At 64.7% G+C, this 22,895-nt stretch carries 21 protein-coding genes and 1 tRNA gene; 16 read left to right on the top strand and 6 right to left on the bottom strand.

Annotated features, from left to right (window positions below):
* Window positions 1–188 precede the first annotated feature (188 nt).
* Both P0652_RS04120 and P0652_RS04125 read left to right on the top strand, forming a co-directional pair.
* A complete protein-coding gene (locus P0652_RS04120) occupies window positions 189–1,355 on the top strand; it encodes an acetyl-CoA acetyltransferase (protein WP_284177502.1) in 1,167 nt (388 codons plus the stop codon).
* 56 nt (window positions 1,356–1,411) lie between these two features.
* Window positions 1,412–2,665 (top strand): MFS transporter, encoded by a 1,254-nt coding sequence (locus P0652_RS04125; protein ID WP_284177503.1) that lies wholly within the window; start codon window positions 1,412–1,414, stop codon window positions 2,663–2,665.
* A 57-nt stretch (window positions 2,666–2,722) separates the two neighbouring features.
* On the opposite strand, the gene P0652_RS04130 is transcribed toward P0652_RS04125, so the two are convergent.
* Window positions 2,723–4,015: a hemolysin family protein gene (locus P0652_RS04130; RefSeq protein ID WP_284177504.1), complete on the bottom strand. Its 1,293-nt coding sequence runs from the start codon at window positions 4,013–4,015 to the stop codon at window positions 2,723–2,725.
* A gap of 95 nt (window positions 4,016–4,110) precedes the next feature.
* Window positions 4,111–4,371, bottom strand: coding sequence for a BolA family protein (locus P0652_RS04135; protein WP_284177505.1), 261 nt, complete (start codon window positions 4,369–4,371; stop codon window positions 4,111–4,113).
* Window positions 4,372–4,448: 77 nt separating this feature from the next.
* Here P0652_RS04135 and P0652_RS04140 point away from each other — a divergent pair, with 77 nt between their 5' ends.
* The 6 genes from P0652_RS04140 to P0652_RS04165 all read left to right on the top strand — a co-directional run bounded on the left by P0652_RS04140 (window position 4,449) and on the right by P0652_RS04165 (window position 10,185).
* Window positions 4,449–5,051: a J domain-containing protein gene (locus P0652_RS04140; RefSeq protein WP_349774960.1), complete on the top strand. Its 603-nt coding sequence runs from the start codon at window positions 4,449–4,451 to the stop codon at window positions 5,049–5,051.
* 63 nt (window positions 5,052–5,114) lie between these two features.
* Entirely contained in the window at window positions 5,115–6,116 is a 1,002-nt protein-coding gene (gene cobS, locus P0652_RS04145; protein WP_284177506.1) for a cobaltochelatase subunit CobS, read from the top strand.
* Between the two features lie 4 nt (window positions 6,117–6,120).
* On the top strand, window positions 6,121–6,543 hold the full coding sequence (locus P0652_RS04150) for a GNAT family N-acetyltransferase (RefSeq protein WP_284177507.1): 423 nt from the start codon (window positions 6,121–6,123) through the stop codon (window positions 6,541–6,543).
* Window positions 6,540–7,232: a haloacid dehalogenase type II gene (locus tag P0652_RS04155; protein ID WP_284177508.1), complete on the top strand. Its 693-nt coding sequence runs from the start codon at window positions 6,540–6,542 to the stop codon at window positions 7,230–7,232. The genes P0652_RS04150 and P0652_RS04155 overlap by 4 nt, the downstream gene beginning before the upstream one ends.
* Window positions 7,229–9,163, top strand: a complete 1,935-nt coding sequence (gene cobT / locus P0652_RS04160) for a cobaltochelatase subunit CobT (protein ID WP_284177509.1) — start codon at window positions 7,229–7,231, stop codon at window positions 9,161–9,163. The genes P0652_RS04155 and cobT overlap by 4 nt, the downstream gene beginning before the upstream one ends.
* Window positions 9,160–10,185 carry an esterase-like activity of phytase family protein gene (locus P0652_RS04165; protein WP_284177510.1) on the top strand — a complete coding sequence of 342 codons (1,026 nt, stop codon included), beginning with the start codon at window positions 9,160–9,162 and terminating at the stop codon, window positions 10,183–10,185. The genes cobT and P0652_RS04165 overlap by 4 nt, the downstream gene beginning before the upstream one ends.
* Window positions 10,186–10,203: 18 nt before the next feature.
* On the opposite strand, the gene P0652_RS04170 is transcribed toward P0652_RS04165, so the two are convergent.
* Window positions 10,204–10,848: an HAD hydrolase-like protein gene (locus P0652_RS04170; RefSeq protein WP_284177511.1), complete on the bottom strand. Its 645-nt coding sequence runs from the start codon at window positions 10,846–10,848 to the stop codon at window positions 10,204–10,206.
* Between the two features lie 61 nt (window positions 10,849–10,909).
* Complete coding sequence (gene rpmB, locus P0652_RS04175; protein ID WP_284177512.1) at window positions 10,910–11,194, bottom strand: 50S ribosomal protein L28; 285 nt, start codon at window positions 11,192–11,194, stop codon at window positions 10,910–10,912.
* A gap of 260 nt (window positions 11,195–11,454) precedes the next feature.
* Between rpmB and P0652_RS04180 the strand changes: the two genes are divergently transcribed.
* The 6 genes from P0652_RS04180 (at window position 11,455) to P0652_RS04205 (ending at window position 18,855) form a co-directional block, all read left to right on the top strand.
* The gene (locus P0652_RS04180; RefSeq protein WP_284177513.1) at window positions 11,455–12,273 is read left to right on the top strand and encodes a DUF3108 domain-containing protein; all 819 of its coding nucleotides are present in this window, start codon (window positions 11,455–11,457) and stop codon (window positions 12,271–12,273) included.
* A gap of 715 nt (window positions 12,274–12,988) precedes the next feature.
* Entirely contained in the window at window positions 12,989–16,150 is a 3,162-nt protein-coding gene (locus P0652_RS04185; RefSeq protein WP_284177514.1) for a helicase-related protein, read from the top strand.
* Window positions 16,151–16,159: 9 nt separating this feature from the next.
* Window positions 16,160–16,468: an RNA-binding S4 domain-containing protein gene (locus P0652_RS04190; protein ID WP_284177515.1), complete on the top strand. Its 309-nt coding sequence runs from the start codon at window positions 16,160–16,162 to the stop codon at window positions 16,466–16,468.
* 109 nt (window positions 16,469–16,577) lie between these two features.
* Window positions 16,578–16,916: a ferredoxin FdxA gene (gene fdxA, locus P0652_RS04195; protein WP_284177516.1), complete on the top strand. Its 339-nt coding sequence runs from the start codon at window positions 16,578–16,580 to the stop codon at window positions 16,914–16,916.
* Window positions 16,917–17,249: 333 nt separating this feature from the next.
* The gene (locus P0652_RS04200; protein WP_284177517.1) at window positions 17,250–17,840 is read left to right on the top strand and encodes a CarD family transcriptional regulator; all 591 of its coding nucleotides are present in this window, start codon (window positions 17,250–17,252) and stop codon (window positions 17,838–17,840) included.
* Between the two features lie 145 nt (window positions 17,841–17,985).
* Entirely contained in the window at window positions 17,986–18,855 is an 870-nt protein-coding gene (locus P0652_RS04205; protein WP_284177518.1) for an RNA polymerase factor sigma-32, read from the top strand.
* 5 nt (window positions 18,856–18,860) lie between these two features.
* On the opposite strand, the gene P0652_RS04210 is transcribed toward P0652_RS04205, so the two are convergent.
* Both P0652_RS04210 and P0652_RS04215 read right to left on the bottom strand, forming a co-directional pair.
* Window positions 18,861–20,381, bottom strand: coding sequence for a M48 family metalloprotease (locus P0652_RS04210; protein ID WP_284177519.1), 1,521 nt, complete (start codon window positions 20,379–20,381; stop codon window positions 18,861–18,863).
* Between the two features lie 10 nt (window positions 20,382–20,391).
* Entirely contained in the window at window positions 20,392–21,156 is a 765-nt protein-coding gene (locus tag P0652_RS04215) for a hypothetical protein (protein ID WP_284177521.1), read from the bottom strand.
* Window positions 21,157–21,247: 91 nt separating this feature from the next.
* On the opposite strand from P0652_RS04215, the gene P0652_RS04220 reads away from it, so the two are divergent.
* Window positions 21,248–21,324: transfer RNA gene (locus P0652_RS04220), tRNA-Arg, on the top strand.
* 261 nt (window positions 21,325–21,585) lie between these two features.
* A complete protein-coding gene (locus tag P0652_RS04225; protein WP_284177522.1) occupies window positions 21,586–22,707 on the top strand; it encodes an alpha/beta hydrolase in 1,122 nt (373 codons plus the stop codon).
* The last annotated feature ends 188 nt before the right edge of the window (window positions 22,708–22,895 follow it).

Here is a 22,895-nt window from a genome sequence, read left to right on the forward strand (position 1 = left end):
CAGGCCGGCTGATTCGGCCCGCCAGCGATAGCCTTTGCCCTTGGTAGCCCCGGCTGCAAATTTTGAGAAGGGGTGTCAGGGAATGACCTTGCCAGAACCAGCAAATTATGGCTGCGTTGCGGCCTGCTGTTAAACTTTGAACATTCTGCCTGAATTTGCGCCGGCTGGCCCGGCCTGGAGGACGCGACATGTCGGCATCGATCATCGGCTGGGCCCATACTTCCTTCGGCAAGAAGGAGGAAAGCATCGAGGAGATGGTGGTCGCGGTCGCGCGCGAGGCCCTCGCCCATGCCCGGATCGAGGCTGAGGATGTCGACGAGATCTATCTCGGGCATTACAATGCCGGCTTCTCGCCACAGGATTTCACGGCCTCGCTGGTGTTGCAGGCTGACCCGGCCCTGCGATTCAAGCCGACGACGCGGGTCGAGAATGCCTGCGCGACCGGCTCCGCAGCTGTGCACCAGGCCGCGAAGGCTATCGCTGCGAAAGCTGCCCGCGTGGTGCTGGTTGTCGGCGTCGAGCAGATGACGCGGACGCCCGGCTCGGAGATCGGTGCCAACCTCCTCAAGGCCTCCTACCTGCCGGAGGATGGCCAGACGCCGGCCGGCTTTGCCGGTGTGTTCGGCAAGATCGCAGGCGCCTATTTCCAGCGCCATGGCGACCAGTCGGATGCGCTGGCCCGGATTGCCGCGAAGAACCATCGCAACGGCGTCGAGAACCCCTATGCGCAGATGCGCAAGGATTTCGGCTTCGAGTTCTGCCGGAACGAGAGCGAGAAGAACCCCTATGTCGCCGGTCCGCTGAAGCGCACCGATTGCAGTCTCGTTTCGGACGGCGCCGCAGCGCTGGTGCTGGCCGATCTCGACACGGCCATGGCCTCGGAGCGCGCGGTCCTGCTGCGCTCGCTGGCGCATGCGCAGGATTTCCTGCCGATGTCGAAGCGCGACATCCTTGCCTTTGAAGGCTGCTCGGTGGCGTGGCGCCAGGCGCTCGACAAGGCGCGGCTCACGCTTGACGACCTCTCCTTCGTGGAGACGCATGACTGCTTCACCATCGCCGAGCTTATCGAATACGAGGCAATGGGGCTGACCAAGCCGGGCGAGGGTGCACGCGCCATTCTCGAAGGCTGGACAGAAAAGTCCGGCAAGCTGCCGGTCAATCCTTCCGGCGGCCTCAAGGCCAAGGGGCATCCGATCGGTGCCACCGGCGTTTCCATGCATGCGCTGTCTGCGATGCAGGTCTGCGGCGAGGCGCCTGCGGGCATGCAGATCAAGAATGCGACGCTGGGTGGAATCTTCAATATGGGCGGTGCCGCGGTCGCCAATTATGTCTCGGTTCTGGAACGGATCCGCTGAGCGAACCGGAACCGGCGGGCGCCTGAAGCCAGGCGCCACCAGAGCAAGAGGCTGCCTTGCCCCGATCGACACCGCCTGCTTCGCCACCGAGCCTGTCGGGCCTTTCGCTTGTCCGGCGGCGGCTGATCTTCTTCGCGGCGGCCTGCGGCTATCTGCTGAGCCAGTTCTACCGCTCGTTCCTGACGGTGATCCATGACGACCTTGTGCGTGATCTCGGGATCGGGCCGAGCGAGTTCGGCGCGCTCGGTTCAGCCTGGTTCTTCGCGTTTTCGCTTTCACAATTTCCGGTCGGGATCGCGCTCGACAGGCTCGGGCCGCGACGGACGATTGCCGGCATGATGCTGGCTGCCGTGGCGGGCGCCTTCCTGTTCGCCACCGCTTCGAGCCATACCGTCGCCATTGCCGGCATGGCGCTGGTCGGCGTGGGCTGCTCGCCGCTGCTGATGGGGGCGCTCTATTTCTTCGCCAAGACCGAGCCGGCGGCCCGGTTCGCAGCCCTCGGCGGCATTTTCCTCGCCTGCGGGCTGATCGGCAGTCTGATCGCCGCGACGCCACTCGCCCTGCTGGTCAAGGCCGTGGGCTGGCGCGATGCCATCCGGATCGTGGCGCTGGTCACACTTGCCGTGGCGGTGCTGAACTTCCTTGTCTTCCGGGATCCGCCGCAGGGCGAGAACCCGCCGGGCGGATCGCTTCTCGGCGATCTCTGGGCGATCATGCGGATGCCTGCGCTCTGGCCGATCCTCATCATGAGCTTCGCGATTTCCGCGCCCGTCTTCACCGAACGCTCGCTCTGGGTCGGCCCGTTTTTCGGCGAGGTCTACGGGCTCGGCCTGATCGAACGCGGCAATGCCGTCCTGGCGCTGGCTCTGGCCATGACCGGGTCGGCGATCTTCTCCGGCCCGATTGCGAGCTGGATCGACAACCCCAAGCGCGTGGTCTTCGTGTCGAACCTGCTTTGCGGCATCGCCTTCCTGGCGCTGGGCCTTCTCGTCCTGCCGCCGCTCTGGCTGGCGATTGTCCTGATGATGCTCGCCGGGCTTTTCGGGGTCAGCTACGCCGTGCTGATCGCGCATGGCCGGCTGTTCTTCCCCGATCATGTCATCGGGCGCGGCATCACGTTCATCAACTTCGTCTCGATCGGCGGGACGGGCGTGGCGCAGCTGCTTTCGGGGCATGCCGTCGAGGCGATGCGGAAATCAGGCATGGCGCCCGCCGAAACCTATGCCAGCCTCCATGTTGCTTTCGGGGTGCTGCTGCTGGTTTCGGTGGTGGTCTATGCCCGGGCGCCGGCCAAACCTGCCTGGCGCTGAAACCCGAGTGACCTGGTTGCTTGCCCCGGGGGCTCCTTCCCTGCAGCAAGGCCTTCTTCAGGCAGCGTCCTTGCGCCGGAACAGCAACTTGTCGATGCGGCGGCCATCCATATCCATCACTTCGAGCTGCCAGCCATCGAATTCGGAGATGTCGCCGTCCCCGGGGATCCGGCCGAACACCTCCAGCGCGAGGCCGGCCACGGTCCGGAACCGCGCATCCTCGGGCACTTCGATGCCGATCCGCTCTTCCAGTTCGTCGATCTCCGTCCGGCCATCGACAAGGAAGCTGCCATCCGCGCGCTCGATGATGGTGCGGCTTTCGGTTTCGTGCTCCTCGGGCATCTCGCCGGTGATGGCCTCCAGCACGTCGGTCAGCGTCACGACGCCTTCGAACGTGCCGAATTCGTCAAGGACGAAGGCAAAATGGTTGCGCTTCTCGCGGAAGAGTTCCAGCACCTCGAGGACAGAAGAGACTTCCGGCACGAAGATCGGCTCGCGGACGCTGGCCTCGATATCGAGCGCCTTACCTTCGAGAAGCAGGTCGAGCAGGTCCTTCTTGTGCACGAATCCGAGCGGTTCGTCGATCGAGCCGCCCTTGGCCACGACCACGCGGCTGAAGGGGCACTGGCGCAGTTCGGCCTTGAGGACCTTTGGATCGTCGGCGACATCGACCCAGTAGACATCGCGCCGGCGGGTCATGATGTCGGATACCGGGCGTTCGGCCAGGCCGATCACTTCGCGCACCATGGCGCGCTCGGCCGGGTCGATCACGCCGGATTCGGTTCCGCCCTGGAGGATGGTCTCGACTTCCTCCTCCGTGACGGTCTGGTCCCGGGTCTGGGGAATGCGCAGGGCCGTCAGGATCATTGCACTGGAAAAGCCGAGCAGGTTGACCATCGGCCGGCCGACCATGCCGATCATGGCGATCGGCCGCGCGACCCGCGAGGCCACCACCTCCGGATAGGCCAGAGCGATCCGCTTCGGCACAAGCTCGCCGAGCACGATCGACAGGAATGTGATCAGGAAAACGACGATCGTATAGGCGATGGGCTCGGCATAATTCGGCGGCACGGTCAGGCTGGCAAGATAGAGGCTGAGCTTCTCGCCCAGGGTGGCCGTGCCGAACGCACCTGCCACGATGCCGACAAGGGTGATGCCGATCTGGACGGAGGACAGGAAGCTCGACGGCTCCTCGGCCAGCTCTGCCGCCTTCGCAGCGCCTTTGTCCCCGGCCTCGGCCATGGCATCGAGCCGCGCACGTCGCGCCGACACGATTGCCATTTCGGACATCGAGAACAATCCGTTCAGCAGCGTCAGGCCGAGAACGATCAGGAGTTCAACCGCTAACATGCGTTAGGACAAGACCATCGGAGCAGGGGGCTCCACGGGCGGTATTCACCATGGCGGCCACGAAAAGTCCAGTACGGTCGAATGCGGGGCCCGTTTCAGGCCGTTCCACGCGCCTCGATTGCAAGCGCGTGCAGGCCGCCGGCAAATTCATCCGCCAGCATCGCATTGATCCGGCGGTGACACTCGACGCGTGACAGGCCATCGAACGCTGCCGCACGCAGGCGGACCCGGAAGTGGGTTTCCCCGCCCTCGCGCCAGCCTCCATGCCCGCGATGCTGCTCGCTTTCGTCCAGGACGACCAGTTCCGCAGGAGAAAGAGCCCGCAGGGCCTGTTCGATCCGTTCTTTCCTGCCCATATCCGCCTCGTCGAATTTCTTCGCGGGTGCAAAACATCGTCTTGCCCTCCGTCGGGGTCAGAAACTAGACTTGATCGATGATGAATCTCAACTCCCCCCTCTTCGACCGGATCCGGTCCAAGCCGAATGCGGAGGAGGTGCGCGCCGAGCAGGAGCCGGTGTGTCAGCATCCGGCTTGCCGGCGCAAGGGCGAGTTCAGGGCGCCGAAGGGGCGTGACCACGAGGGTGAGTTCTACCTTTTCTGCCTCGAGCACGTGAAGGAATACAACCAGTCCTACAATTACTTCGCCGGCATGACGGATGCCGCGGTGCAATCCTACCAGAAGGATGCGCTGACTGGTCACCGGCCGACCTGGAATATCAGTGTCACGGGTGCCGGCCTCGGTGCGGAATCGAAAGTCGATGCCGCGACGCTGCTGCGTGCCAAGCTCGATCGGTTGCGGCGTGCGCGCGAGGCCGCAGCCGAGGCGCGTGTCCGGCCGGTCGGCAAGGCCGCGCTCAAGGCGCTCGAATCGCTCGGCCTTGACGAGACGGCCGACAAGCCGACCGTCCGACGACGCTTCAAGGAGCTTGCCAAGCGGCTGCATCCTGATCTCAATGAGGGTGACCGCTCGCGCGAAGAAAAATTGCGCGCCATCATTGACGCCTATAACTATCTCAAAACCGTTGGCCTCGCCTGAGGTCTTGCCCCAGTGAAAGGAAGACAAGCCCGCTCCCGGCTTGCTCTCGTGTGAACGATGTCCGTGACTGCCCTAGCCGAAACCCAGCCTGTCGATCCGACATCCGGTGAGCCGGATACCCGCGTCTCTGTCCGCGACCTGTTCGGAATCGATTCCGATCTCACCGTTCCGGCCTACAAGGCGCGCTCCGAGCATGTTCCGGATCTTGATCCGGATTACCTGTTCGATCGCGACACGACCCTGGCCATCCTCTCCGGTTTCGCCTTCAACCGTCGCGTCATGGTGACCGGCTATCACGGGACCGGTAAATCAACGCATATCGAGCAGGTCGCCGCGCGGCTGAACTGGCCGTGTATCCGCGTCAATCTCGACAGCCATGTCAGCCGCATCGATCTTGTCGGCAAGGATGCGATCGTCCTGAAGGAAGGCAAGCAGGTCACCGAGTTCAAGGACGGGATCCTGCCCTGGGCCTACCAACACAATGTCGCGCTGGTTTTCGACGAATATGATGCCGGCCGCCCGGACGTGATGTTCGTCATCCAGCGCGTGCTCGAGGCCTCCGGCCGGCTCACCCTGCTCGACCAGAGCCGCGTGATCCGCCCGCACAAGGCCTTCCGTCTGTTCGCCACCGCCAATACGGTCGGCCTCGGGGATACGTCGGGCCTCTATCACGGCACGCAGCAGATCAACCAGGCGCAGATGGACCGCTGGTCCATCGTGACGGTGCTGAACTATCTCGCGCATGACAAGGAAGTCGATATCGTCCTCGCCAAGGCGAAGCATTTCACCGGCAAGGAAGGCCGTGAAATCGTCAACCGCATGGTTCGTGTGGCCGATCTGACGCGCAATGCCTTCATCAACGGCGAATTGTCCACCGTCATGTCCCCGCGCACGGTCATCACCTGGGCGGAAAATGCGGCGATCTTCGGCGATCTCGGTTTCGCCTTCCGGCTGACCTTCCTCAACAAGTGCGACGAACTGGAACGGAGCCTGGTGGCCGAGTTCTACCAGCGCTCGTTCGGGCAGGAGCTGAAGGAATCGGCGGTCAATATCGCGCTGAGCTGAGGCGATGGCCGCGATCGGAGTCGATACGCAGCGCTATGACGAGGTCCGGCAGGCGGTGTCTGCCGGCCTGACCCGCTACAATGACCGGTTCCTCCCGCAGGACCGCGACCGCCATCCGCTGGCGCTTTCGGTCCGGGACGAAGCCGGCGCCGTTATCGGCGGGCTGATCGGCGAATTGCGGATGGATTACCTCCATGTCGACCTGCTCTGGATCGACGAGAGCCAGCGTGGCCAGGGCGCCGGCAAACGCCTGATCGACCTCGCTGAGGCCGAGGCGCGGCGGTTCGGCGCCACGCATATGCACCTGTCGACCTGGTCCTTCCAGGCGCCGGATTTCTACAAGGCCATGGGCTTCGTCGAATTTGGCCGCATGAAGGACCACCCGGCCGGGTTTGACAGCATCTTTTTCGTCAAGGCGTTCACGTGAAAACAACCCGCGCCCTTTTCTTCGATGTCTTCGGCACGCTGGTGGACTGGCGCGGCAGCATCGCGCGCGAGGTTCGTCGGCTGGCCCTCGGCGTCGACGGCGAGGCCTTTGCCGACGCCTGGCGTGCCGAATACCAGCCGGCCATGGAGGCCGTACGCAGCGGCGGGCGGGGATTCGTGAAGCTCGACATTCTCCATCGCGAGAATCTCGACCGCATCCTGCCGCGTTTCGGGCTCGATGAAATGGCCGAGGCGGACCGCGCCGCGCTCAACCTTGTCTGGCACCGGCTCGATGCCTGGCCTGAGGTTCCTGCGGCTCTGGCGCGGTTGCGGAGCCGGTTCCGGCTGGCGCCGATGTCCAACGGCAATGTCTCGCTCATGGCTGACATGGCGCGGCATAACGGCTTTGTCTGGGATGCGATCCTCGGTGCCGAGTGGGCGCGGGATTACAAGCCGAATCTCGCCGTCTACCGTGCCGGATGTGACGCTTTCGACCTGGCCCCCTCCGAGTGCCTGATGGTGGCCGCCCATTCCTCCGATCTCGCCGCGGCGCGCGAGGCTGGCCTCCGGACTGCCCATATCGCGCGGCCGGACGAGTTCGGCCCCGGGCTCGGCGAAACCGGGCCTTCGGTTTCCGTCGATCATGCCGCGCGCGACCTCGCGCATCTTGCGGAGCAGCTCCTGTCATGACCATCACCAACCGCAAGCCGGGCCAGCCCGAGAATTCGCCGGTCGAGCCGTTCAAGAAGGCCGTGGCCGGCGCGCTGCGCGCCATGGCCGGCAAGGACGAGATCGAGGTGCAGTTCGCGGCTGACCGGCCGAGCCTTGTCGATGCCGGCGATGTGGTGCGCGCCCGCCTGCCGGAGCCGCCGCGCAAGCCGACCGCGCGCGACATTGCCATCCTGCGGGGGCATGCCGACTCCTATGCGCTGAAGCTTGCCTGCCATGACGAGAAGCTGCATCGCCGCCTGATGCCGGAGGGGCTGGAAGCGCGGAAGGTGTTCGAGGCCGTCGAGCAGGCGCGCTGCGATGCCATCGGCTCCAACCGGATGATGGGGGTCGCGTCCAATCTCGATGCGATGCTGCAGGATCGCTACACCAAGGCCAATCTCGCCGAAGTGAACGATCTCGCCAATGCGCCGATCGAGGATGCCCTCGCCATGATGGTGCGTGAGCGGTTGACCGGGGCGAAACCGCCGGAAGCGGCGCGCCGCCTGACCGAACTCTGGCGGTCGGATATCGAGGAGAAGGCCGGCAAAACCCTCGACATGCTGGCCGGCAGCCTCGAGGACCAGCAGGCCTTTGCCAAGGTTGTGCAGCAGATCCTGGCCGGTCTCGGCATGGTCGAGGCCGACCCGCTCGGCTCTGATGACGAGGATCGGAACGACGACAAGCAGGATGATGACGGCGAGCAGGATCCGCAGGAAGGCGAAAGCGGCGAGGCCGAGGAGCAGGACGGGTTCGACCTCGAGCAGACGGACGCCCTCCAGGACGATATGAGCGAGGGCGCGCAGGAAGCCGCCGATGCACCGCCGGGCGATTTCCCGGACGAGAGCGAGATGGCTGATGCCGAGGAGCCGGCCGAGGCCTCGCGCCCGCCGGTCTCGCGGGATTCGATGCGCGACGGCCCAGGCTACAAGGCCTACACAACGCGCTTCGACGAGACGATCGCGGCCGAAGATCTCTGCGATGCCGAGGAACTCGACCGTCTCAGGGCCTATTTGGACAAGCAGCTCAGCAACCTTCAGGGGGTTGTCGGCCGGCTGGCCAACCGCCTGCAGCGCCGCCTCCTGGCACAGCAGAACCGCTCATGGGAATTCGACCTCGAGGAAGGATCGCTGGATCCATCGCGGTTGACCCGCGTGGTGATCGACGACATGCGCGGATCCTTTGCCCCGCTCTCGTTCAAGCGCGAGAAGGACACGAATTTCCGCGATACGGTGGTCACGCTGCTGATCGACAATTCCGGCTCGATGCGCGGCCGGCCAATCACTGTGGCGGCGACTTGCGCCGATATCCTTGCCCGCACGCTCGAGCGCTGCGGCGTCAAGGTCGAGATCCTCGGCTTCACGACCAAGGCCTGGAAGGGCGGGCAATCGCGCGAGTACTGGCTGCAATCCGGCAAGCCGGCGAATCCCGGCCGCCTCAATGACCTGCGCCATGTCATCTACAAGAGTGCCGATGCGCCCTGGCGGCGGGCGCGGCGCAATCTCGGGCTGATGATGCGCGAGGGGCTGCTCAAGGAAAACATCGACGGGGAGGCGCTGGACTGGGCGCATCAACGCCTGCTTGCCCGCCGCGAGCAGCGCCGCATCCTGATGATGATTTCCGACGGGGCGCCGGTGGATGACACGACCCTTTCGGTCAATTCCGGCAATTACCTCGAAAAGCATCTCCGGCAGATCATCGAGCAGATCGAGACGCGCTCGCCGGTGGAGCTGATCGCGATCGGCATCGGGCATGACGTGACCCGGTATTACCGGCGGGCCGTGACCATCGTCGATGCCGAGGAACTGGGCGGAGTGATGACCGAGAAGCTGGCCGAATTGTTCAGCGAGAACGGACCGTCGGCCCAGACGGCCGCTCCGCCCACCCGCCGGATGGCCGGAGCGCGGGCTTGATCTCCCGCCGTGCGGTTCTCGCGGGCCTAGCGAGAGCTGGCCTTGCGGGAGCTGTTCCCGCCGGGCAGGCCCGGGCCCTCGACCGCCAGGAGCCGCGCGCGCTCGCGATCGAAGCCGCACCCTTTGCCAGTTTTTCAGCCGGTGATCGCGACCGCCGGCAGTTCGGCGGGCTGACTTTCCTCGGCGGGCTGGAACTCCGGTCCCGGGATCCGGAATTCGGCGGGCTGTCCGGGCTTGTTCTTGATCCGAATGGCGAGCGTTTCCTCATCATCACTGATCGCGGCCACTGGCTTGCCGGGCGGATCGTGCAGAAAGAGGGCGTGCCGCTCGGCATCGAGGCTGCGCGGATCGGCCCGCTCCGGGCGCCCGATGGCCGGCGGCTCAAGGATACGCGCTATTTCGACGGCGAGAGCGTCTTCAGGCAGGGACAGACTCTGTTCGTCGGCGTCGAGCGCGTGCACGACATCCTCCGGTTTGATCTCGATGCCGGCGGTGAACCAACGGGCCGGGCCCGGCCGTCTACCGTCCCTGCCGAGATGAAAGGCCTCGCGCCGAATGGCGGGATCGAGGCACTCGGGCTGGTTCCGCAGGGTTCGGAATGGAGCGGGCATATGCTCGCGCTCGCCGAAAAGGAGGCGCGCGGCCAAGCGCCCGGGCAGATTCCCGGTTTCCTGATCGGTCCGAAGCCTGGCCGGATCTGGCTGCGCCGGATCGGCGATTTCGACGTGACTGACCTCGCCTTCCTGCCCGATGGCGATCTTCTGGTCCTTGAGCGGCGCTTCGTGCCGCTGTTCGGGGTCGGGTTCCGGATCCGCCGCATCCCGCTGGCGATGATCCGGCCTGGCGCGGTGCTCGACGGACCGCTGCTTATCGTGGCCGACCTCTCTGCGCAGATCGACAATATGGAAGCGCTCGCGGTCCATCGCACGCCGCAGGGGCGGACGATCCTTACGCTTGTTTCGGACAATAATTTCTCGCTCCTGCAGCGGAACCTGCTGCTGCGTTTCGCTCTGGACGCCTGAGGTGGCCACAGGCACGCCTCAGACGGGGGCGAGAAGCGCCTCGACCAGCTCTTCGGCGCGATGGACCAGAAGATCCGGCCCGGCGCCTGCAAGGCCCCGCTGACCGCCCAGGCCCCACGTCACGGCGATGGAGCGGGCGCCGATCACCCGGGCGGCCTCCACATCGCGGATCTCGTCGCCGATCACAACGGTCTTCGCCGCGGACAACCCGGTCTCCTTCAGGACATGGCGCAGGCGGGCGGGCTTGCCGAACAGGGAAGCGCCGGCAGAGATCCGGTGCACATGCGCAAGGGCCGGCCCCAGTTTCCTGCAGATGGCCGTCTCACTGTTCGAACTGACAATTCCGATCACGCATCCGACTGCGGAGAGCCTCGACAACAGGTCCGGCACCCACGGGAAAAGCGGTGTGGCGGCGTCATCCGCCAGAACGCGCCGTCGCATGTCCGCGGCGATGGCGGGCAGCTTCCAGACCGGAATGCCCAGCTGGTTCAGGATCGCACGGGGCGGCAGGTCGCGCAGGGCCTCGCCTTCTTCCGACGTGACAGTGCGAAACCCGTGGTGTCCGGCGATCGCGTTGATCGTGCGGAAGAACCAGGGCGCCGTATCAACCAGCGTGCCGTCGAAATCGAACAGGGCGAGGGAATCGAATGAGGCTGAGGACATGGCGGAGACAACAAAAAAGGCGGCCAGAGCCGCCTTGATTTCGTGAGAGCGTCGAGCGCGCTCAGGCCGTCAGCTTCTTCGAGATCTCGCGCTTCAGATCGAGCGCGTTCGAGGAAAGCTCGCCATCGGCCGCCTTCAGGAGGAACGCGTCGAGACCGCCACGATGCTCGACCGAGCGAAGGCCATTGGCCGAGATGCGCAGCCGCACGGCACGGTTCAGCGCATCCGACTGCAGCGTCACATTGACGAGGTTCGGCAGGAAGCGGCGCTTCGTCTTCCGGTTCGAGTGGCTGACCTTGTGGCCGACCTGAACACCCTTGCCGGTCAATTCGCAAACACGAGACATCGTTATCAACCTTCTTCGCCCGGAGCGCGATCTCCGGGGCCCTTCCGACCGGAGGGGCTGCGATCACGTGGAAATTCGGAAGCGGAGCCTATAGTCCAAGGAAGCCGGGCGGTCAATCATGGCAGGCGTGGAGCCATGAAAAAAGCAGCGCGCCCATCCGGTCCCGGGATCGGCGGAGGACTTGCCACGAATCAGCCATCGATTCACATCATAGACAGACCAGCGAATTCAGGACAGGGATCGGGTTTCGAATGGCAGGCATGTCGATCTGGGTATATCGAGGCCGATCCCGGCTTCTGGCGATGACGGTCCTCGCTACCCTTCCTGCAGCCGCAGGGTCTGCCCTGGCCGCGGATATCGAAGCGCGTTACTCCATCACGCTGGCGGGCCTTTCGATCGGCAAGGCCAGCCTTTCCGCCCAGCTGAACGGCTCAGGTTATGTGCTCAATGTCAGTTCCGCGCTGACGGGTATCGTCGGAGCGGTTTCGCAAGGGCGGGGAGCTGCAACGGCACGCGGAAATGTTTCCGGCGCGAATGTTCTCACCAATGGCTTCTCGCTCTCCGCGACCAACGGGAAGGACACGCGGAAGATCCAGATCGCGGCCGCTTCCGGCTCGGTGCGGAATGTGACGATCGACCCCCCATTCGTCGTCCGGCCGGATGATTCCACACGGATCCCCCTTCGAGAGAGCCACAAGGTGGGTGTGCTGGATCCCGTCAGCGCGCTGATCATGCCGGTCCGCAGCGGCAATCCGATGGACAAGGCCAATTGCGACCGCCGCCTGCCGGTTTTCGATGGCAACCAGCGCTTTGACGTGGTGCTCAGCTATGCCGGCACCCGGCAGGTACGCAGCGAGGATGGCTATTCCGGCCCGGTGCTGATCTGTAAGGCGCGCTATATCCCGGTCGCCGGCCACCGCCCGGACCGCCGCGTGACCAAATTCATGGCCGAGAACCGGAACATGGATGCCTGGCTCGCTCCGGTAAATGGCGGCAAGACGCTGATACCCTATCGCATTTCGGTCAAGACGATGATCGGCACCACCGTCATCGAGGCCGAGACATTCCGGCCGAACTAGGACGGATACTCACATGCTGGCGTTCTTTCCCGGTTCGGGCAGCAGCCGGTTCTTCTGATTCCGGCGCCGTATGGCGCATGTGGTGGATAGATGCGGCCATCTGCCTGCTGCCGTGGCGCCGGCGCGGCCTGCAAGTCCCCTAGCCTGCCCCAAACCGGGACGAGCCCACCCGCCGGCGCGGAATCCGCGCCTGCGATGCGGGTTTCTGTGCCGGCCCCGCGCCGCCGAAATCGACGGGATGATCCATTGTCCGAATCATTCTGTGCTGATTCGTCGACGCTTTGTTCCCGGCTTCGTCCAATCGTAAAGATTGCGGCAGGGTGACCCTCGGGGGTTCTTCATAAAGAATTAACCACGATTTTTATGTTTTCCGCTTGACCGGGAATCCCGCTGGACACCGGGTGCGAGTCATGAGCGCAGGCGCCGGAATCCTTCCTGGCTCGTCAGATTCGCAAGATCTTGCGTTTTGCCTTCATGCTGCTGCTTCATCTTGTGATAGAACAAAACCAGACTCATGTGCGGTCTCCGATTCGGCGCCGATTCGTTCCTTTCCTGTTCGAAGTCTTTCGATGCAGGTGATTCGCCCCCGGGAACTGTGCCGATCACGCACAGAAATCGGCTCTGCGCAGCTTGCCGGCCCGTTGGCTGTCGCCCACATAATGGAATGCGGCGAGGCTGATCGCAGCCCGCCCTTGCGCCGGTCTTGGGGAAGACGATGACCCTGCCTTTCAGCCTCCCCGCAGAAGCCCGGAAATCGGGGTCACCCCTTCGCGGACGCGGTGTAACGGCCATTCTCGGGCCGACCAATACCGGCAAGACGCATCTCGCCATTGAACGGATGCTCGGCCATGACAGCGGGATGATCGGGCTGCCGCTGCGCCTGCTGGCGCGGGAGGTTTACCAGCGCGTCGTCGAGAAAGTGGGTCCGGCACAGGTGGCGCTGGTAACCGGCGAGGAGAAAATCAAGCCGAAATCGCCGCGATACTGGATCTCGACTGTCGAGGCCATGCCGCGCGACATCAGCACCACCTTCGTCGCCATCGACGAAGTGCAGATGATCGCGGATTTCGAGCGCGGCCATGTGTTTACCGACGCAATGCTGCATCGCCGTGGCCGGGGCGAGACCCTGCTGCTGGGGGCCGCGACAGCACAGCCGCTCATCCAGTGTTTGCTGCCAGGCGTAATGGTGCAAACGCGCCCGCGCATGTCGCAGCTGAGCTTTGCCGGCGAGAAGAAGATCACCCGGCTGCCGGCGCGGTCGGCGATCATCGCCTTCTCTGCCGAAGAGGTTTACGCCATCGCCGAACTGGTCCGCCGCCAGCGTGGCGGTGCCGCCGTGGTTATGGGCTCGCTTTCACCGCGCACACGAAACGCGCAGGTTGCGATGTTCCAGGCGGGCGAGGTTGATCACATCATTGCCACCGACGCGATCGGGATGGGGCTCAACCTCGATATCGAGCATGTCGCCTTTGCCGCCGACCGGAAATACGATGGCAGGCGGCACCGGCGCCTGTTCCCGGCCGAGCTGGCGCAGATCGCCGGCCGGGCGGGCCGCGCGACACGGGATGGCACGTTCGGCACCACCGGCCGATGCCCGGCTTTCGACGAGGATCTCGTCGAGGCGCTGGAAGCCCATCAGTTCGAACCGATCGCACTGGCGCAATGGCGGAACACCATGCTCGATTTTTCCAGCCTCGACCGGCTGGAAACCTCGCTCCAGCGTGCGCCTGGTGATTCCAACCTTGTCCGGATCCGCAAGTCCGAGGACGAGACCACGCTCGAGATCGCAACGATGCGTCCGTTGGTCCGCGATCTGGCGGCGGGCGAGGGGGCCGTGCGGCGGCTCTGGGATCTCTGCCAATTGCCGGATTACCGCAAGGTGTCGCCGCAAAGCCACGCCGACCTCGTCGTCTCGCTTTTTGAGCCGATCATGCGCCGCGGGGCCATCGATGCAGACTGGTTCGGCAAGGAAATCAAGGCCTGCGACCGGGTGGACGGCGATATCGACGCGCTGTCCTGGCGCCTGGCGCAGATCCGGACCTGGAGCTATTGCGCCAATCGTCCGGACTGGTTGCGCGATCCTTCTCATTGGCAGAACGTTACGCGCGCGCTAGAGGACAAGGTCTCCGATGCGCTGCACGAGCGATTGATGCAGCGTTTTGTCGACCGACGGACATCCGTGCTGATGCGCCGGCTGAAAGAGAATGCGATGCTTGAAACGGAAGTGAAGCCTACGGGAGAGGTTCTGGTCGAGGGGCAGCATATCGGGCGCCTCGAAGGCTTCCGTTTTGCCCCCGATGCCTCGGCGGATACGCAGGAGGCGAAGACCCTGCGCGCGGCTGCGGCCAAGGCCCTGAGCTCGGAACTGGAAACGCGCGCGACGCGGCTGTCCACGGCCAATGATGACCAGTTCCAGCTTTCGCTGGACGGGATCATCCGGCATGTCGGTGAGCCTGTTGCCGTGCTGCAGGCCGGCGTGCGCATTCTCGAGCCCCGCTTCCTCATCCTCGCGGATGAGGGCCTGACCGGCCTCCATCGCGAACTGGTCGAGACCCGGATCGGCGCCTGGATCAAGGCGCATGTCCAGAAACTGCTCGGGGCGCTTGTCGCGCTCGAGGCCCCGGAAAGCCTGTCCGGCATCGGCCGTGGCATTGCCTTCCAGGTCGCCGAGCATCTTGGCGTGCTGGACCGGGCGCTGGTGGCCAATGATGTCCGCGCGCTTGACCAGAACGCGCGCGCCGAGATGCGAAAACTCGGGCTGCGGTTCGGGGCCCATCATATCTTTGTGCCGGCGCTGATGAAGCCCGGCCCGCGCAGCCTTGCGGCGCAGCTTTATGCACTGGCCAAGGGGGGCGACCCCTCGGCTCTGCGCGATGTCTCGCATCTCGCCTTTTCGGGGCGGACCTCGATCCCGGTCGATCCCAGCATCGACAAGGATCTCTACCGGATCGCCGGGTTTCGCGTTGCCGGCCCGCGCGCGATCCGCGTCGACATTCTCGAACGCCTCGCTGACCTGATCCGGCCGGCAATTGCCTACCGGCCGGGTGTGACGGAAGGGCCTCCGCCGGCAGGGGCTGCCGATGGTGACGGTTTTGTCGTGACCGGTGCCATGACGTCGCTGGTCGGCTGTGCCGGGGCGGAGTTCGGCGAGATCCTGAAATCGCTTGGTTATCGCCCCGAAATGCGCTCGGGTCCTGCCATTTCCGTCCCGCTGAAAATGCCGGCCGCGACAGGCCCGGCGGAGGTTGCTGTCGAACCTGCCGCTCCGGCTCCCGCGGAAGGGGATGGTGCCGGGGTTGCGGAAGATGGGCTGCCGGACACGGCAGGGGCGCCCGAACCGGAGACTGGCGAGGCTGCAGAGGCGGTATTGTCTTCCGGGATGGCCGCAGCTTCCTCCGACATCGTCGAGACAGCGGCGGCCGAAGAAACACGGGCTGAAGAAACACTGGCCGAAGCCGATGGCGGCGATACCGCCTCTGTGGAGGTTGTCACGCCTGCCGAAATCGAGATCTGGCGCGTTGCCCGCCCGGAACGCTCGCGCTCCGAGCGGCCCCGGTTCAACCCCCGTGACCAGCGCCGGTCGCGCCCGGGCCAGGCAGCTCCGACCGAGGGAGCCCCTGCGCAGCCGCGCGAGGATCAGCCGCGCCGTGATGACCGGAACCGTGCCGAGCGGAACAAGCGTTTCGATGCTTTCAAGCGTCAGGACAAGCCTGCCGGCCAGGAGGGGCGCGGCCCGCGCCCCGAACGGCCGCGGCCCGGCCGCGATGCCATACCCCGGCCGCCGGAGCGGAAGCCGCCGGTGGAGAAGCAGCCGGATCCGGATTCGCCCTTCGCCAAGCTGGCTGCCCTCAAGGCCCAGCTCGAAGGCAAGTCCTGACAGGATCCGATGGGGCGCGGCAGCCGGTCATCCGATGCGGAGGCTGCGGCCGAGGCCGATGACCTCCGGCTCGACCGGTGGATCTGGTTCGCAAGGTTCCAGCGCTCCCGCGAGGCCTGTGCTGATCTTGTCCGCGCGGGACGGGTGCGGCTTAATGGCCGGCGGGTCCAGAAACCTGGCGCTGCAGTGGCGCCGGGCGATATCCTGACGCTTGCCCTCCCGGGGCGGACAATCGTCATCGAGGTGCTGGCCCTGGCCGGACGGCGCGGCGACGCCAACGATGCTGCCCGTCTCTACCGGCCTGTCGAGACCCCGTGATTGAGCAGGCGCAACATCCCTTCGCTTGCATGTGGGCCAAATCCGATCTAGCGAAGGGCGAAACCGTTGATATGGCGCCCGCCGCCATTCCGCATTGCAGGAGAGACCGATGACCTATGTGGTCACCGACAATTGCATTCGCTGCAAATACATGGATTGCGTGGAAGTCTGCCCCGTGGACTGTTTCTACGAAGGCGAGAACATGCTCGTCATCCATCCCGACGAGTGCATCGATTGTGGCGTCTGTGAGCCCGAATGCCCGGCCGAAGCCATCAAGCCGGATACCGAGCCGGGCCTTGAGAGCTGGCTGAAGGTCAATGCGGAATTCGCCAAGACCTGGCCGAACATCACGATCAAGCGCGAGGCGCCAACCGATTCCAAGGAATTCGACGGCAAGCCGAACAAGTTCGAGACCTATTTCTCGCCCAAGCCGGGCCAAGGCGACTGATCGGCCATCGCCGTTAACCTTCCGATTGCCCCGCCGGGAGCGGGGAAGCGGGAGTTTTTGATTTTCGGCTGGAATCGTGATACGGTCTTGTCTAACAGTCGAAACAGGTGGCCGCTTCCTTGCGCCTAGCTTCCCATTGACGTGACCTTTTCATGGCCTGCACGCGAGCCGCGCGCGGGCTACACACGTTTCTTGGGCAGTTCCGGGCAAGGTTCCCCGTCTTTTCGCTGAATGTGTTCAGGCAAACCGGCAGGGTATGCCTGATCTGAGCGTGGCACAGGCTGCCACAATTCGTGCGCCGGTTGCATCAACCCGCGCGCGATAGTGAGGGACATGATGAGCACAAAGAAGACGACACAGCGCGATGGGTTCAAGCCGGGCGAATACATCGTCTATCCGGCCCATGGCGTCGGACAGGTGACGGCGATCGAGGAACAGGAGATTGCGGGTTTCAAACTTGAGCTTTTTGTCGTCAGCTTCGCAAAGGAAAAAATGACCCTCCGCGTGCCCGTGGCCAAGGTCGCGAGCGTCGGTATGCGCAAGCTCACCGAAGCGGCTGGCATCGCCAAGGCCCTCGATGTGCTGACCGGCCGCGCCCGCGTCAAGCGGACCATGTGGAGCCGTCGCGCCCAGGAATACGAAGCGAAAATCAATTCCGGCGACATCCTCGCCGTGGCGGAGGTCGTCCGCGATCTCTACCGGTCGGAAGCCCAGCCTGAGCAGTCCTATTCGGAGCGCCAGCTGTTCGAGACCGCGCTGGCGCGGCTTGTCGACGAGGTTGCCGCTGTTGACGGCTCGACCGAGACCGAGGCGATGAAGCGGATCGAGACCAGCCTTGCCAAGGGCCCGCGTCGTGCGCGCGGCGCTGATGGCGCTGCCGAACCCGATGCCGACAATGACGATGCGAGCGAGGAAGCAGCCTGAGCGCTGTTCCGATCGCCAGCCTTCCGGAGCCCGCGGCGACCCCGCGGGCTTTCTTCTGCCCGAGGCAGAGATTCCCAAGGGTGCCGGTGAACCAGTTGCCGATTTTGCGCGTATCCCCTGAAACGAGAATGACAGGGAGACGTGCATGGCCCAGTTATCGGGGATTAGCCGGTCTTTCGTGCGCGCCGCCATGGACGCGCCCTACCTGGCCCGCGAGGACGAACATGCGTTGGCCGTGCGATGGCGCGACAATGGTGATCAGGACGCTCTCGAGCAATTGACCCGTGCCCATATGCGGCTGGTCATCGCGATTGCTGCCCGGTTCCGGAACTATGGTTTGCCCGTGCCTGATCTTGTGCAGGAAGGCCATGTCGGCCTCCTCGAGGCCGCCGCGCGATTTGAACCCGAGAGGGAAGTGCGATTCTCCACCTATGCGACCTGGTGGATCCGGGCTTCGATCCAGGACTTCGTTCTCCGGAACTGGTCGATTGTCCGCGGTGGCACCAGCTCGGCCCAGAAGGCGCTGTTCTTCAACCTCCGCCGCCTCCGGATGCGCATCGCGCAGCGGATGGAGCAGGAGCCGGGCCTTGACCTTCATGCCGAAATCGCGGCCGCCGTTGGCGTACAAAAGGCCGATGTCGCGACGATGGAGGCCCGGCTCAGCGGGCCCGACATGTCGCTCAACGCGCCGGTTTCGGATGAGGATGCCGGCAGTGCAAACAGGGGCGATTTCTTTGCCGATACCGGGCCCTTGCCGGATGAACTGGTGGGCGAGGCGATTGACAGCGAGCGCCGCTACGAATGGCTCCAGAGCGCGTTGACGGTGCTTTCGGAACGCGAGCTTCGCATCCTGCGCGAACGGAAGCTGAGCGAGGAGGGCGAGACCCTCGAGGCGCTCGGCTCAAAGCTGGGCATTTCGAAGGAACGCGTCCGGCAGATCGAGAACCGCGCGCTCGAGAAGCTGCGCAAGGCCCTGATCGAGCGCAACCCGCAGCTCGTTTCCGCTTATGGTTGATCGGCCTACGTGCCGATGACCTTGTAGGCCGTGCCGGGCTGGAGGATGTCTTCCGGTCCGAGGCCGTTGATCACATAGAAGCGCTCCAGCGCCTGGCTGATCCCGGCCATGTGGGACGCGACCAGATCCTCGGCCCTGTCGCCGGTGCGCGCGGTGACAAGACGGATCCGCTGGGGCTGGATTTCCCGGACCTCGTCATCGGTCATACGGCGGAAACTCTGGGCCGCCTCGAGAAAGCGCTGGTCTTGCGCCGCATTCATGCCCTGGGCCGCGAAAATCATGCGATAGACAAGATCGCCCGACCGGATAAGGAAGACGCGAAAGGTCCAGTCCGGGCCCTTGGCGAGGCCCGTGGCAGCCGGGAGCTGGTTGATCTGCAATTCCCGGATATCGGTGACACCGATGCTTTCGATCGGGTTCTCGGCCAGCAGCACGGCCAGTGACTTCCCCTGATCCACGCGGGTCGAGTCCAGCCGGAAAGCTTCCCTGGCGCCGGCCGTCACCCCGAGAACCGCCTGTGCCGTATTCTCGAGAACAAAGCCCTCCGGCGCCGACATGGCAAAGCGCAGCTTGGGATGGAAAAACTGGCGGCCCTTCACGACACCCTGGGTCGGGTCGTCGCCGAAGGTCATGCCGTCGACAGCCTGCAGCCAGCGCGCCCGATCGGCCTCTCCGATGCCCGGGGCGCCGAATTCCCGCGCGACCGCCAGCGCCCGTGCGATGCGTTCCGGCGTTTGCGGGTGGGTGGCGAGGATGTCTGTCTTGTCGTCCTTGCCGCCGCCGGCAATTTCCTCGCGCATGCGGCTGGACCGGTCGAGCGCGATCAGGAATCGCGTAGCGCCGTGCGCCTCGAACCCCGCCTTCGCGATGGCGCGCACACCCATCTCGTCGGCGTCGATTTCCTGCTGGCGCGAGAAACTCGCGAAAGCCACGCGGGACTGGTCACGCATCAGCTGGCCTGCGCCGGGATTGTCGAGCACTTCGCTCATCACCCGGCTGACGAGGACCGAACGACTTTCCAGTTCGGCCCGGGCCATGGCATGGCGGGCGGTGACATGGGCGATCTCATGGGCGATGACCGAGGCGATCTCGGCCGTATCATTGGAGAGCGCCAGCAGGCCGCGCGTCAGATAGACATAGCCGTTGGGCAGTGCGAACGCATTCACCGACGGCGAATTCAGGACGATGACGCGGTATTGTTCGCTGGGCCGGTCGGAGACAAGGCGTAGCCGTTCGGAAATCGCATTGAGCTGCGTCTGGATCTTCTGCGACCGGTATTCCCCGCCGAAGCTGGCAACAAGGCGGCGATGCTCGCGCTCCAGTTGCGATCCGGGCTCGAGCCGCGGCCCCGTTCCCGGAATCTGGACGCGCTGCGGCTCGACCGGTGGCACGGAAATCGTGTCGGTGATGCAGGCCGACAGAACAAGGGCGAGCCCGGTCACGCAGCCGATGGCCAGGCCGGATTTCCGGAATCCGCCCGGGACAGAACCGTCCGGATGCGGGTTGCGGAACACGCGGGCCATCATGGCCCGAGCTTTAGTCGATCGGGAGAAGATGGTCGATGCCTTCGATCCGGATCCGCCCGACTCCTTGCACGGGAACCACGAACCGCAGGAGGACCCGTTTGCCCTGCCAAGAAAACGGGTCGCGCTGCGCATGCCGGAAGGCTTCCATCTGTCTGGTGGTCAAGAACAAGGAAGGTGAACCATGCAATGATGGCACGAAATTGACAAACCCACCCAGTCTGCCGCTGCGGACTGACCGGATGCGGAGGACGACCACCAACCGCTCGCCGATGGCGGCTTCGGGAGTGCTGCCGAGGCGGGCAAGATGGCCAGCCTGGACCCCCGCCGCCCAGTGTCCCCTGGCTCCGGCGAGTGCGCGCCGTTCTGCGGCAAGAAGCCGGGCCAAGCAAGCGGCGGGCATGCGGCCCGGCCAGAGCGCGGCCCATCCCTGCTGCGCAAGCCCTGCCTGAAGCCAGAACGGCGGCTCCCGCCTGTCCGGCTCCTGAAGGAACAGGTTGGCCGGAATCCGGCCCCAGCGATCCGGCTCCCCGGCAGGTTTCCAGGACATTATCTGGCCTGCCAGCCAGGCGCGAAGCTTCCCGGGACCGGATTCGCGGTCTTCCGCCAAGGTGCTATCGAAAGGCAGGAGATGGGCAAGCGTCAGCTCCCGGCCGTCGCGCAGGCGAAGTGTGCCCTGCCGGGTGATCATGGCGATCTCCGCCGGCTCCGCGCCGGACGGGCGGCACTCCGCGTCGGTGGCATGGGCAGGATTGGCCAGCACCATCCAGCCCGCCATCGAGCCGAGGCAGCATGCCCGCAAAAATGCATCATATCGGCGCCGGGCAGGGTGCATTTCAGTCGCGAATTCTGCTATGCGCTTCCCGTGGGGTCCCGTAGCTCAGCAGGATAGAGCGGCAGTTTCCTAAACTGTAGGCCACTGGTTCGAATCCAGTCGGGATCACCATTCGCGGTCTCGTTATTCAAAAAAGCATTAAGTACCAATAAATTAGAATAAATTCGGCTTCTGGCGTGCCAGCGCTTCACCTGCTTGTCATCGACGGTAAAACTTCTCTTCGTGTCAAGCCCGGTCGGGGTGCTGGCGCATCCGGCTTGACGATGCGCCCGCGTTCTTCCACAACCGGAATGCCTTGAAGGGCAGGGCCAAGGGCCGTCGCTCCCGTCCTCGTCTGCGGGACCGTCCGGCGCAAGCGGGAATATCGCGTCGATGCATGTCATGCCGGGCAGGGTACGTTGTTGGATTGCGGCTCTCGCGATTGCGCTGGGCGCTGCAGGCTGCGCCAGTTCCGGCCGCAACGCCGTGGCGGTGGTCGAGCAGCCACTGCCGGAAGGGGCGCGGACAGTTGAGCTCCATGTTGCGACAACACGCGCGCCGAACGGGCAGGACACGCGAGAATTTTCCAACAATCGTGCCGCTACGCTGCATTATGCAGCCTATGTGGTCACCATCCCGCCCGGACACAAGTCCGGAGCGATCGAGGTGGGCGATGACCATCTGAACCCGGCCAACGGCTTCACGGTTCTCAGCGAAAGGCGGCTCGACCGGGCGCAATTCGAGCGCGAGATCCGGCCCAAGCCCGGCAATCCCCGGCTCGGTATCTTTGTCCATGGCTACAATACCGGCTTCCGCGATGCGATCTTCCGGGGCGCGCAGATGAAGGCGGATTCCAATTTTCCGGGGACCCTTGTCCTGTTTGCCTGGCCCTCGCAGGGACAATTGACCGGGTACCTGACGGATCGGGATTCCTCCACCTATTCGCGCCAGTATCTGGCCGAACTCATCGAGCTCGCGGCTCGGGGCCGGAAGGCGGGCACGTTCGGCATCCTGGCGCACAGCATGGGGACCTGGCTGACCGTTGAAACGGTCCGGGATCTGCGGCTGGCGGGGCGTTGGACCGGCTTGCCGAAGCCGAAGGTGACGCTTGCGGCGCCGGACATCGATATCGACGTGTTCCGGACGCAGATGCAGGCGATTGGCCCGCTGGATCCACCCATGACCGTGTTGACCTCGCCGGATGACCGGGCGCTGAAAGCCTCGAGCCGCCTTGCCGGCGGCTACCAGCGGCTCGGCGCCATGGATGTGAAGGATCAGCGCCTGCTGGACATTGCCCAGCAGGCCAGGCTGCGCGTGGTCGACATCTCCTCGCTCGATTCCGGCGACAGTTTCCACCACGACCGGTTCGTCATGCTCGCCAAGTACCAGCCCCGCCTGCAGGAGCTCGAGAAATCCAGCGGTGCGGTCCGCGGGGCGGGCGCCTATGTCTTCCGGACGCTGGGGACCGTGGTTTCCTCACCTTTCCAGCTGGTCGAGACCGTGATCGCTGAGTGACATGCCCCGCCGCGGGGGTATCGCACCTTGACATTGCGGTGCAGCAAGCGCATGACAGGCACAGAACGTCAGCGCCAGAACGGCGCGTGTGCAAAGCAGCGTGGTTGCGCCGATCCTCTCAGCGAGATGCGGCGCCGGCTTTCCCCTTCAATCGTTCGTTGATCCGACAACCCCATCACGCGGGTTGT

It is taken from the genome of Rhabdaerophilum sp. SD176, assembly GCF_030143245.1.
GTDB lineage: Bacteria > Pseudomonadota > Alphaproteobacteria > Rhizobiales > Beijerinckiaceae > Rhabdaerophilum.

Coding starts and splice junctions, on each gene's coding strand:
- P0652_RS04225 (WP_284177522.1), top strand. CDS start 21,586: ATGCATGTCATGCCGGGCAGGGTACGTTGTTGGATTGCGGCTCTCGCG.
- P0652_RS04180 (WP_284177513.1), top strand. CDS start 11,455: ATGTCGATCTGGGTATATCGAGGCCGATCCCGGCTTCTGGCGATGACG.
- cobT (WP_284177509.1), top strand. CDS start 7,229: ATGACCATCACCAACCGCAAGCCGGGCCAGCCCGAGAATTCGCCGGTC.
- P0652_RS04130 (WP_284177504.1), bottom strand. CDS start 4,015: ATGTTAGCGGTTGAACTCCTGATCGTTCTCGGCCTGACGCTGCTGAAC.
- P0652_RS04150 (WP_284177507.1), top strand. CDS start 6,121: ATGGCCGCGATCGGAGTCGATACGCAGCGCTATGACGAGGTCCGGCAG.
- P0652_RS04205 (WP_284177518.1), top strand. CDS start 17,986: ATGGCCCAGTTATCGGGGATTAGCCGGTCTTTCGTGCGCGCCGCCATG.
- fdxA (WP_284177516.1), top strand. CDS start 16,578: ATGACCTATGTGGTCACCGACAATTGCATTCGCTGCAAATACATGGAT.
- P0652_RS04170 (WP_284177511.1), bottom strand. CDS start 10,848: ATGTCCTCAGCCTCATTCGATTCCCTCGCCCTGTTCGATTTCGACGGC.
- P0652_RS04135 (WP_284177505.1), bottom strand. CDS start 4,371: ATGGGCAGGAAAGAACGGATCGAACAGGCCCTGCGGGCTCTTTCTCCT.
- P0652_RS04140 (WP_349774960.1), top strand. CDS start 4,449: ATGATGAATCTCAACTCCCCCCTCTTCGACCGGATCCGGTCCAAGCCG.
- rpmB (WP_284177512.1), bottom strand. CDS start 11,194: ATGTCTCGTGTTTGCGAATTGACCGGCAAGGGTGTTCAGGTCGGCCAC.
- P0652_RS04190 (WP_284177515.1), top strand. CDS start 16,160: ATGGGGCGCGGCAGCCGGTCATCCGATGCGGAGGCTGCGGCCGAGGCC.
- P0652_RS04200 (WP_284177517.1), top strand. CDS start 17,250: ATGATGAGCACAAAGAAGACGACACAGCGCGATGGGTTCAAGCCGGGC.
- P0652_RS04215 (WP_284177521.1), bottom strand. CDS start 21,156: ATGGCGGGCTGGATGGTGCTGGCCAATCCTGCCCATGCCACCGACGCG.
- P0652_RS04120 (WP_284177502.1), top strand. CDS start 189: ATGTCGGCATCGATCATCGGCTGGGCCCATACTTCCTTCGGCAAGAAG.
- P0652_RS04185 (WP_284177514.1), top strand. CDS start 12,989: ATGACCCTGCCTTTCAGCCTCCCCGCAGAAGCCCGGAAATCGGGGTCA.
- P0652_RS04210 (WP_284177519.1), bottom strand. CDS start 20,381: ATGATGGCCCGCGTGTTCCGCAACCCGCATCCGGACGGTTCTGTCCCG.